Origin of the sequence: Vibrio sp. 10N.222.55.C6, assembly GCF_041473395.1 — a bacterium.
GTDB lineage: Bacteria > Pseudomonadota > Gammaproteobacteria > Enterobacterales > Vibrionaceae > Vibrio > Vibrio crassostreae_C.
This window is the reverse complement of sequence record NZ_JBFRSD010000452.1, coordinates 1-230: the sequence shown is the minus strand read 5'-3', so window position 1 is coordinate 230 and position 230 is coordinate 1. Positions and strand designations below refer to the sequence as shown.

The window sequence follows — 230 nt, the reverse complement described above, 5'->3', positions numbered from 1 at the left end:
GAGCAAGACGGCAAATACACCTCTTTGGAGCAAAACCGAGTGATCACGCCTCACCCTTCTTTTCGCCTATTTGCAACCTGTAACACACTGGGGTTGGGTAATTTCTCGGGGTTGTATTCCGGTACTCAGGTTCTTAACCATAGCCAGCTTGACCGATGGAACATCATCGCCACGCTTAACTATTTAGATCCGCAACATGAAACTAAGATCGTGTTATCCAAGCGCCCAGA

General features: G+C 47.8%; 1 pseudogene. It reads left to right on the top strand.

The window, feature by feature from the left end:
- A pseudogene (locus AB4486_RS24555) lies at positions 1-230 on the top strand (aerobic cobaltochelatase subunit CobS); the annotation flags it as partial.